Raw genomic sequence first — 1,117 nt, forward strand, 5'->3', positions numbered from 1 at the left:
ATAAAGAAATATAACTAAAAAAAACAAAAAAGTAATATGGTAAATTTTAATCCACTGCTAATGGCGACAAAAAAAAACAATAATTCCCAAAATATTTAGCAAAATTATCGGCTCATCAACTTTAGGATTAATGATATTTTTAGGAGTAATAAGTACCATTTGCCCTATTGCCATGTCACACAATAATAGAGATGAAAATCCACTTAAACTCTCGGAAGAAACCACAACAAAATCTCTATTTCTTGCCTATCCTTCCGCAAGCCACAAAACTACTTCAGACAGAATTTTTCTAATTGGCACAGCTTCTCCAGAAGCAGAGGTTACTGTTAATGGAAAAGCAATTAATGAACGTAGTAAATCAGGTCATTTTGCCCCTAGTTTTCCATTACAAATAGGGAAAAATATATTTACTGTACGCCATCAAGACGAAGAAAAAATAATTACGGTAACACGCAACTCAAACCAACCACCTTTACCAGTGGGAATAGCTTTTGGTCAAGGTTCTTTGACTCCAGCAAAAGATATTGCCAGAATGCCAGGGGAATTAATTTGTTTTCAAGCGATCGCTCCTCCAAATGCTAATATTTCTGTTTTATTAGCTGCCCAAACTATTCCTTTACTTTCTCAGTCTCAAGTAGTAAATTTACCAGGAAATTTAGCAGTATTAACAGGAGATAATCAACCTGTTCCTTCTGCGGGAGAATATTATCAAGGTTGTGCGAAAGCAGAGAAACCAGGAGATTTAGGTCAACCTGAGTTTAAACTAAGTCTCAGAGGTAAGACAGTGACTCAAAAAGCACCGGGAAAAGTGACTATTCTTTCTCCGACTGTATTTGAGGTGGCGGAAGTAACAGTAGAAGAGGGAGTTGCGAGAACTGGACCCAGTACCACTTATTCGCGCTTGACACCGTTACCAAAAGGTACTAAAGCTTTGATTACAGGGAAAGAAGGAAACTATTTACGCCTTGATTATGGGGGGTGGATAAAAGCAGATGAGACTAAGATATTTACAGATGCAGCACCACCGCGTTCGGTAATTCGGAGTGCTCTTTCTCGTCAGGTTCCAGGTGCAACAGAAATCAGATTTCCTTTGCAAGTACCGGTATCAGTTTGAGCA

1 protein-coding gene is annotated in these 1,117 nt (G+C 38.2%); it reads left to right on the forward strand.

What is annotated here, in order from left to right:
* Positions 1-130 precede the first annotated feature (130 nt).
* Complete coding sequence (locus tag F6K13_RS34355; RefSeq protein WP_353735768.1) at positions 131-1,114, forward strand: hypothetical protein; 984 nt, start codon at positions 131-133, stop codon at positions 1,112-1,114.
* Positions 1,115-1,117 lie beyond the last annotated feature (3 nt).

Source organism: Okeania sp. SIO2B9, from assembly GCF_010672505.1.
GTDB classification, from domain to species: Bacteria; Cyanobacteriota; Cyanobacteriia; order Cyanobacteriales; family Microcoleaceae; genus Okeania; species Okeania hirsuta.

What these genes read in the sequence shown, in the direction of transcription:
- F6K13_RS34355 (WP_353735768.1), top strand. Translation starts at nt 131, where the DNA reads ATGATATTTTTAGGAGTAATAAGTACCATTTGCCCTATTGCCATGTCA.